Source organism: Bartonella sp. CR127HXZ, assembly GCF_042194555.1.
Lineage (GTDB): Bacteria > Pseudomonadota > Alphaproteobacteria > Rhizobiales > Rhizobiaceae > Bartonella > Bartonella grahamii.
Genome location: NZ_JBHIMZ010000006.1, coordinates 117,048 through 125,744, shown reverse-complemented (window position 1 = coordinate 125,744; position 8,697 = coordinate 117,048). Strand labels below are relative to the sequence as shown.

Genomic DNA, 8,697 nt, shown 5'->3' with positions numbered 1-8,697 from the left:
CATCTCAAAGGGGGAACGGACATCTCAAAGGGGGAACGGACATCTCAAAGGGGGAACGGACATCTCAAAGGGGGAACGGACATCTCAAAGGGGGAACGGACATCTCAAAGGGGGAACGGACATCTCAAAGGGGGAACGGACATCTCAAAGGGGGAACGGACATCTCAAAGGGGGAACGGACATCTCAAAGGGGGAACGGACATCTCAAAGGGGGAACGGACATCTCAAAGGGGGAACGGACATCTCAAAGGGGGAACGGACATCTCAAAGGGGGAACGGACATCTCAAAGGGGGAACGGACATCTCAAAGGGGGAACTAAAAAACTGTAAAAACGTTTAACGGTGAAGAAGCCCCTAGGCTGACAAATTGGAGCCCATGCTGTCAACCTCTCATTTGGAAAATAATTGATGAATCCCCTTGTTTTTATCCTCTTATTAGTTTCATGTACAGATGATTTCAATAGTTGCTATTCGAACAATACAATGGTTAAAATCTATCCAACGGCTCAAGCATGTGAACAATCCATGATACCGTCCACAAAAAATTTTGCATTTTCTGGACAACAAATTTTTGCCCAATGTATAGACGTCCATGCAGATTTACATCAACAAGAAGTAAAATTGATCTGGTCTGTAACAAACCGTGGAAATTTCCTGCTTAAAAGCCAAAATGAAAATAACAAGATATCTACAGTCCAGAAAGAAGGTATTTTACCAACATCGCTTCCTCTTTTGCATTCTTCTTCCACAAACCTCTTGCACAAAAAACTTTAAAAGCATAAACCCATCAGATCTCAAAAAAATAATCAATGAAAGACATGATGGATAATAAGCGAATGCAACCTTCAAAAGACCATCACACAGAGCAAAACTCTCTGCCTCAAGATCTCCCTTTAGATCCTGCTGTAGAACGAGTGAGAAAAAAACTTATGGGTTTAATGATTATTTCCGTTTTAATAACGCTTTTCCTTATTCTAACCGTACTGTTTTTAATTGTTTATAAAGTGGTCGCAACCGGATCAGCGCCAAAACAAACAGAGTTATCTTCCTCTCCCAGCAAAACCCCACACGTTATCAATCATACGCTCTCTCTACCGGAAAAAACACAGATTTTGTCGCAAAGCCTCTCAGAACACAATATTGTACTGAAAGTTTTAACCCCTGATAGACAAACAAAATTTATGATTTACAATTATCACACTGGTGCATTAATCGCCGTTCTTTCTGTTGAAACAAAAAAAGAAATATCGGAAACAATGCCTCATTAAGCAAACTAATATCACCACAAGCGCTTACATAGCATCCTTCAGGTTTAAACATTTTCCTCTGCTTCAAGATACGATCACTTGGGCGACGGCGCGTTTTTCTCTGTATCTCCTGACCTAATCTTGGAAAAGAAGAAACCTTTCTATCAACGCATTCCCATGCTTAAGCAAACTGACATCGCTTAGGAAAATTCTAATGAACGTACAAGAAAGACATCTTCTTGAGTGCAAAAATTCAACATATTAATTTAATAGTGATCATTTATTTTACATGTCGAACGAGAACCTCAAATACTGTAGGATTCTCCCCTTTCAAATCTGTTCATGAGAAACTGAATCAAAATCATTTGCTCACATATCCCAGCAAGGAAATGGATGAATAAAAATACCTCTTATGAATGATCCGGTATCAAAAGAAGAACTGTTGCAACATTGAAAATTAAAGCTATAACGCCCAGCTTACATCTTTTATTAAGCAAAGATAACCGATGGATTTTACATGATAGAATTCATGAGCACCATCGCAAAATGGGCATAAATACATTGAACAATATTAAATATAAGTGTCAATAAATAAAACAACGACATTGCGTTCTTTATACAAGAACTGTCTCTTAAAATACACGGATGTGCTTTTCTCTGTATTCCCTCACTTAAATCCCAGCAACGAGGCAATCTTGTCTGTCGACATCCTTCGTTAAGTTCCTAGGACTGACCGTGAAAATTCAAAGAAAGCGCAAAAAGCTTCTTGAGCATATATAATTTACCATCATGATACCAATAACATCATCACAAGCGCTTACACAACATCCTTCAGGTTTAAACATTTTCCTCTGCTTCAAGATGCGACCACTTAGGCAACGGCGCGTTTTTCTCTGTATCCCCTTACTTAAATCCCAGCAAAGGGGCAATCTTTTCTGTCAACACCCTTCGTTAAGTTCCTAGTACTGACCGTGAAAATTCAAAGAAGCGCAAAAAGCTTCTTGAGCATATATAATTCACCATCATGATACTAATAACATCACCACAAGCGCTTAAACAGCACCCTTCAGGTTTAAACATTTTCCTCTGCTTCAAGATTGACTACTCGGCGACGGCGCGTTTTTCTCTGTATTCCCTCACCTAATCCAGGCAACGAAGAAACCTCTTTTGTTGCTGTTGATGCATCTCCATTGCTCGTGCTTTCTGCTGTTGTAAGTGAAAGCTCAAGAGATGATTCATCTTGTTGGGTCCGTACAGTACGTCGACGGGGAGAACGGCGTGTTTTTTTGACAGGTTCAACATTTTTCTCAGAGTGACAGTGCTCTTGATCCGTTTTTTCATCCGATAGAGCCTCTAAAGCATTTTCACGCGCATCCCCATTTTGCGTTTTAGCATATTGGCCATTACCATTTTTTTGCGACGGCATCTGTAATACATCTGTATCACCCTCAACAGCATCCTTTTTTTCACCGTCAAGATTTATTTCACCGCATTCTTGCTCGTTGTTTTCATCACGATTTTCATCACCACGATTTTCATCACGTCGAACTGATTGAGACATTTGCCCAGCTGCTGCTAAAATAATACGCAAATAGTGCTCGGCATGTTGTAAATAATTCTCCGACATAACACGATCACCCGCACCTTGTGCATCACGCGCAAGGCTTATGTATTTATCGGCAATTTGCTGAGCATTCCCGCGAATTTTAACATCCGGACCGCTGCTTTCATAATTGCGAGACAACGGATTAGGACCGCGACGATTATTATTGTTATTACCATTATTGTTATTATTGCGACCGCGTACCCGTCTATTTTGTTGTGGCCTCATCTTTATCCCTTTTTGGAGTGTTTGTCTTAATGTATGTCTTAATTGACTCTTCCTCATTGCATTACCTTTTGATAATGCTAATCATTTTTAACATACGGTTATCAAGCTATCCGCGTTTATTTTACTCAAACGAACCCTACTGATATTGATAAAAGCATATATTTTCTTGAAAATCACAAAACAGCAGGGAAATCGTAAATCAAAAATTCCCTCTTTCTCTGTTAAACAGCAGAAACCTAATGATGTTCACATAAAATGCCAAGTGTTTTTTTTAAAATAAACCATATTTCACTAAAAAAATAATTATCTTGTGGAAAACAAAAAGGAAAACACACATACAACACACCTGACAAAGAAAAATTCCTGCCAGAGAATATTAGAAGCTTCCTTTTTTGCTCTAAAACCACCGCTCCTAAAAACGCCGATACCCTCTACCCCCTCGTGCATTTAACTCACAAGCACTTCCATCCCAACGAGTCACTGCGCGAACCTCTTTATCCTATGATATATAGCCTCTCTTCATCGCTAAAGCAACCCCTTGCGAGCGATAATCCACGATCGCTTCACAAAACCTCTTGATTTTTATAGATAGATTAATACGAAGTATTATTCAAGCCCTATAATCACCAAGAGATTAATCTTCTTTCCTAAATAAGCCAGATACTATCAATTTCTATTTTAACCCATGGAGTTTTTAAATTAATCACAGTTTTTATTTATAACAAATTGAGCTTAAAAAGCAAAATATTTAAATACAAAAAAATATAAAATTATAAAAAAATGACCAATATGTCACACTTTCCTAAAAATCAGCTTCTTCTCAAAAACTATCAATAAGAATGGCATAACGCATTTCCTCTCTTATCTTTTCTGATAAAGAAAACTGGAATTATAAAACAAGCACATTTGTAAACCCAGCACAGCACTTTACGCATGAAGCAGCCTTGAATGTTTATAAAAGGAATGTTTCTTTTTTACTCATTTTTGTCATTTCTATTGACTTACGCCCTCAAAGAACGAAGGTTCTCAAGTCACACTGCTCTGTCAACAATCAAAATTCTTGTAAAATTCGTACACTGAATTGATTTATAATGATCATTCATATTTTTTGTGTTGAGTAAGAAAACTTAATACCCTAGGATTTTTCATCCTCAATTTGTTTGCTATTGAATCAATCTCTTTTTCTTTCATGTTACACACGGAAAAGCCTGTGTGGAGTAAAAACGATAAAGAAAGGCTAAAAGTGCCTCTTATGAACCATCTCTAAGGCTCAAGGGCTGTCAGCAAACACCATTGAAAGCTCGCAAAGTGTAAGTGGTACTTGGGGCTTACTCTTGTTTGAAACGTAAAGATGAACATGCTCTATAAATTTTATACACTTCATGGGGGCTTTACCATTATACCCTTCACCAGAACCATTACGAAATGGATTTCCCACACCTGTTATTTCCCTTAAAAAAGCTCAACAAATCCTCCTAAAACTCCACCACGCCCCCTTAAACATTTCAAGGAGGCATCCATGCCTTATGTCGCCACATCTTAAATAAGAAGTGTGATATAACAAGATAAATAAATCAAATTGCTATTGGTCTCGAGGCAGATCGTAATTTAAGAGGTTTTTATCTTCTCATCAAAATTCGCATCCTTTTAACTTTCCGTATAAAAACTTAAAAGTAATTGCGTCTTTTGCCTTTTTTATTTTCTTTTTCATTGAGAAAACAATCGCGTAAGAGAAAATAATTTCCATCCCCAGGTCGTACCAACGTCAAACATTGTTTTTTTGCAGTATCAGAAAGCTGATCCCACATTTCACGAATAGCAAAATAGGCCTCACTTTCCAAATTAAGACAATGCTGATAGACTTCTCTTTTCATATCGGGCATAACGGAAGCAGAAATTTCCTTGCAATATACGCGCAGATCAAAAACAGGAATAACCAATTCAACGGGTGCTTGTTGTGTTATTTTTTTATGAGAAGAAAAATAACTGATCACCTTTGCAACAACAAAACACAAAATCACTACACAAAAAAGTATTATGCAAACAAAAGCAATCTTGCGATATAATCTTTTGAAATAAGCCTTTTGCCTTGCACGGATTCTTTTTTCCATAAAGATTGTACCCTTTAACATCCCAAGAGAAGCTTTTACAGCAAAAAATGATAGAAGCATCTGTATACACAATACAGGTTATAGCGGCAAACGATCAAGACTCTTATGTCAAAAGACTCTCTTTTTTATCGTATAAAATTTTTGTGAAACACTTTTCTCATGCCCTTTATGAAAAAATAGGGATTATAATTTTCTTTCATCACCTTAAAAGACGAAGATTCTTCATCCATGCAGCTCTATAAACAATTCGTCTTCTTTAAGATATATCACATTGATTTATAAAGATTATTTATTGTTTTGCATATTGAATGAGAGACCCGAATACCATAGGATTTTTCATCCTCAATCTGTTTGCTGTTGAATCAAACTCTTTTTCTTGCATGTTACACGCGGAGCTGGCATGTGGATTAAAAACTGTACAAAAAAGGCATATACCTCTTATGAATCGTCTCACGAACCAAGGCTTTCGTAACATTGGGAGTTGGAAAAATATATGAGAATACCAACCTGCAACTTTTATGAAGCATAAAGATGAGGGAGATACCTTATAAGTTTTATCCATTTCATAGGGGCTTTACCCCTATACCATTGACGAGTGTTCTTGTGAAAGGGACTTGGGAGTGGGATATCTCTTTAAAACAAGTCCGTAAATATGCAATAAATATATATTCGGAGACAAATAATATTTGGGGCATTCTGTTTTTATGTGAGAGGCATAATCCCAAAAAGACACGCGATACACAAAGGCATAAGGCATTATCTTCATTATTTAAATAATATTGCTATAGATAGTTTTGAAAATTATAAAGAAAAAAAATGATAGCACAAAGAGTGATTAATATGCCTTTATATTTTTCTCAATAAGGCTGTCTCTCTATTTCAGCAATCACTCAAATACAGCCCCCATCTGTCATACATAAAGTCTAGCTTACAAAAGCTGGAGTCACTCAGAGAGTTTTGCCCTTCTGAATCTGTAGGATTCTCATTCTTCTTTCTCTCAAACATGCTGTAGCGTTGAGATTTGATGTTGTTTGACAAGCAACAAAAAAGCTCTGTACTCTCTTAAGAAAACAACGCCTTAAGGTTACACACATAATGGATTGGAAAGATGTCCTAGCTTTTTATCAAACATGCTGTAAAACAACGAGCGTAACATATTGGCTTTTTGCTTGTCCCAAAATGTTCATCCTAATTTCTTGCCTCCAATTCCCTTGCGTCCTATGCATAAAGATCAAGTTGAAGGAAATATATGGACAACCCTGAACTCGAAAACATGAAAGGACGACGTGACAGAGTTTCGCGTTCCTTTGTCATGCAAAAGCATTAGACATTCTGAAACAAGCACACTTGCTATCTCGTAATGATTTCTTTTTTCTGCTACCGGTCAAATCCCTTTATTTAGAGAATTGGCTATCACAAGTTATGCAACAAATAGCGCTATATGCAACAAACAAAGCCTGATTTATATCCGCATGGAATCCGTTCCAGTTTACATGATTGGCTCACAAAATCCACTTGACTTTCCCCTTCTTCTTTCCCCCTCGTGGGATCTCTATCACCACAGAACAAAAAGTGATATTTTATGACGCTTTATGGACAAAATCCCCACCGCCCGAAGAGTTCATCACATGACGAAAAAACACCCCTCATATTTACCACACACAAACACTTCAATATATAAAATCTTACATGCCTTCTATCACCACACTCTCAAAAGGCAGCACGACAACAAGATAAGAAATTATTGATGTAAAACTCCAAACAAAGAAAAGAATGGACTTTCTAATCGAGATCAACAAACACTGTAAAAGACACATTTGCATTTTTGATCATGCGAGCATGTATGATAATGGACCTTCAAGTGCGCCACCATTTTACGCTTCACCCATATCACTCTCCGTCAAACAGTAACAAACATTCTTTAACTATTCAACGCCCCCCATTATAATCAACGCAAAGAAACTAAACAGGTACCTGCATTTTTATTTTGAATCTTCCTCACTGGGATAAAACACACATGGTTTAAGTCCATAATTATAATAAAATCCGTTCTTTTACGCTTGTAAAAGATAATTTTTCTTAACTTGCATCCACCACTTCAAAAGACGAGGCTTCACCCAATCTGATCTATTAATAGCTCGGATTATAGCGGGGTCCATTTAGCTTTCCCACATGTGATTTACTTAAACTTAAAGCTCAACAAATAAGCCCTGCCTTAAATATTTGGCACGCCTTTAAAAACACTTTTTGTGTTATTTGAGCTCTTACAAAGAGGCTTGCCTTATATCATCACACCTGAAAGGACAGTATTTACAGTATAAGCAGGATAAGACAAATCAACAACCGCTTGTACAATCTTGTTTGATAAGAAAACAAGTGAAAATTTCTCTTTCAAGCCTGCTCAAACAGTACAACATTGCTCTTCTTTATAAGAAAAGATATAATGACACGCATTTTTTTCTTATAGGAATTTTTCTGCTTTTGTTCTTGTGACAATTAAATTTTTCTTTTTATGGGATTTTTGGCAAATTAAAATTGCACTAAACTGCTTTTTTTCTCTTTTAAAAAAGCGTAGAAACAGCAAATTGTTTATAAATTTAAAATCATTGAACGCTCTATCCAAAAGCTTTTTAAAATTATTGCAAGATTTTCTATCGTCTACAAACTTCTTTTGCCACGCGTTTCTGTTTGGGCACAGCTCCTTTCTCTGTAGGCTTTAAAAACTTGCCCTTAGATTTCAATATGCGCCCTAATCTCCCCAACAACTCATGATCAACTTTCCTGCAACAACTTTTACCTTTTTTTAACATCTCAAACAGAGTGCAATTCCACACCCCACCGAAGATATAAATAAGGTGCATCTGATCTATAGCTTCAACCCATACCTATTGTTATAATCAGTTTGTTATGACCACTCTTTTCTATTTTTCCTTTTTAAACAAAGAAGAAATCCCTCTAGACTGCTCAACACCCATGTATTGACTAACATTACTGTGTATTTCTAGCGGCTCATGTGCTGTAAGTTTTGAAACAAAAGAGCTGTAGTCTATTTTTGGCGTCTCGTTTATTGGAGAAAAAAATATGTCTCCAGCGGACAATGCTTCTATTTTAAATTCTGATCCGCTCACTATACTGCTCGATGTCGTTATTCCAGCACTCACAACATTATTAATACTGTCTTGATTCTCTTTTTTCGTATTTTTTTTCTGTTCGACCTTGGTAGGATCTAGAGTATTTAATTTTTTTTCTAACGCATCCATGCGCTTTGCTAAAGCATCCATGCGCTTTAAAATTTTTGTAATATCTTCATATGCTTTCTTCAACAATGCGTTTAAAGGAGCATGTCCCATTCTTCCGCTAGCATAAAGAACCACACGAATACATTCAGGATCATCAATATCAGCAATAGAAAATGGAAAAAGTGCCATTATATTCCCCTTTTTTGATAAGCTAAACGCGTATTAAGCATTTGAATATCTTTTTCCGTTGTACGGCTCTTGCATTCCTC

The 8,697-nt window shown here is 36.8% G+C and carries 6 protein-coding genes; 3 read left to right on the top strand and 3 right to left on the bottom strand.

The window, feature by feature from the left end:
- The 3 genes from ACFIKY_RS05220 to ACFIKY_RS05210 all read left to right on the top strand — a co-directional run.
- The coding region (locus ACFIKY_RS05220; RefSeq protein ID WP_375644533.1) for a hypothetical protein at positions 1-340 on the top strand (340 nt) is incomplete at its 5' end.
- 68 nt (positions 341-408) lie between these two features.
- Positions 409-774 (top strand): hypothetical protein, encoded by a 366-nt coding sequence (locus tag ACFIKY_RS05215; protein WP_375635665.1) that lies wholly within the window; start codon positions 409-411, stop codon positions 772-774.
- A gap of 44 nt (positions 775-818) precedes the next feature.
- Complete coding sequence (locus tag ACFIKY_RS05210) at positions 819-1,268, top strand: hypothetical protein (protein ID WP_375635649.1); 450 nt, start codon at positions 819-821, stop codon at positions 1,266-1,268.
- Between the two features lie 1,051 nt (positions 1,269-2,319).
- Here the strand turns inward: ACFIKY_RS05210 and ACFIKY_RS05205 are convergent.
- The 3 genes from ACFIKY_RS05205 to ACFIKY_RS05195 all read right to left on the bottom strand — a co-directional run bounded on the left by ACFIKY_RS05205 (position 2,320) and on the right by ACFIKY_RS05195 (position 8,617).
- A complete protein-coding gene (locus ACFIKY_RS05205; RefSeq protein WP_375644532.1) occupies positions 2,320-3,078 on the bottom strand; it encodes a DUF4167 domain-containing protein in 759 nt (252 codons plus the stop codon).
- Positions 3,079-4,745: 1,667 nt separating this feature from the next.
- Positions 4,746-5,189: a hypothetical protein gene (locus ACFIKY_RS05200; protein WP_375635647.1), complete on the bottom strand. Its 444-nt coding sequence runs from the start codon at positions 5,187-5,189 to the stop codon at positions 4,746-4,748.
- 2,921 nt (positions 5,190-8,110) lie between these two features.
- Entirely contained in the window at positions 8,111-8,617 is a 507-nt protein-coding gene (locus ACFIKY_RS05195) for a hypothetical protein (protein WP_375635646.1), read from the bottom strand.
- Positions 8,618-8,697: the final 80 nt, after the last annotated feature.

Excerpts from the sequence above, each read along its gene's own strand:
- ACFIKY_RS05215 (WP_375635665.1), top strand. The coding sequence starts at position 409 with ATGAATCCCCTTGTTTTTATCCTCTTATTAGTTTCATGTACAGATGAT.
- ACFIKY_RS05200 (WP_375635647.1), bottom strand. The coding sequence starts at position 5,189 with ATGGAAAAAAGAATCCGTGCAAGGCAAAAGGCTTATTTCAAAAGATTA.
- ACFIKY_RS05195 (WP_375635646.1), bottom strand. The coding sequence starts at position 8,617 with ATGGCACTTTTTCCATTTTCTATTGCTGATATTGATGATCCTGAATGT.
- ACFIKY_RS05205 (WP_375644532.1), bottom strand. The coding sequence starts at position 3,078 with ATGAGGCCACAACAAAATAGACGGGTACGCGGTCGCAATAATAACAAT.
- ACFIKY_RS05210 (WP_375635649.1), top strand. The coding sequence starts at position 819 with ATGATGGATAATAAGCGAATGCAACCTTCAAAAGACCATCACACAGAG.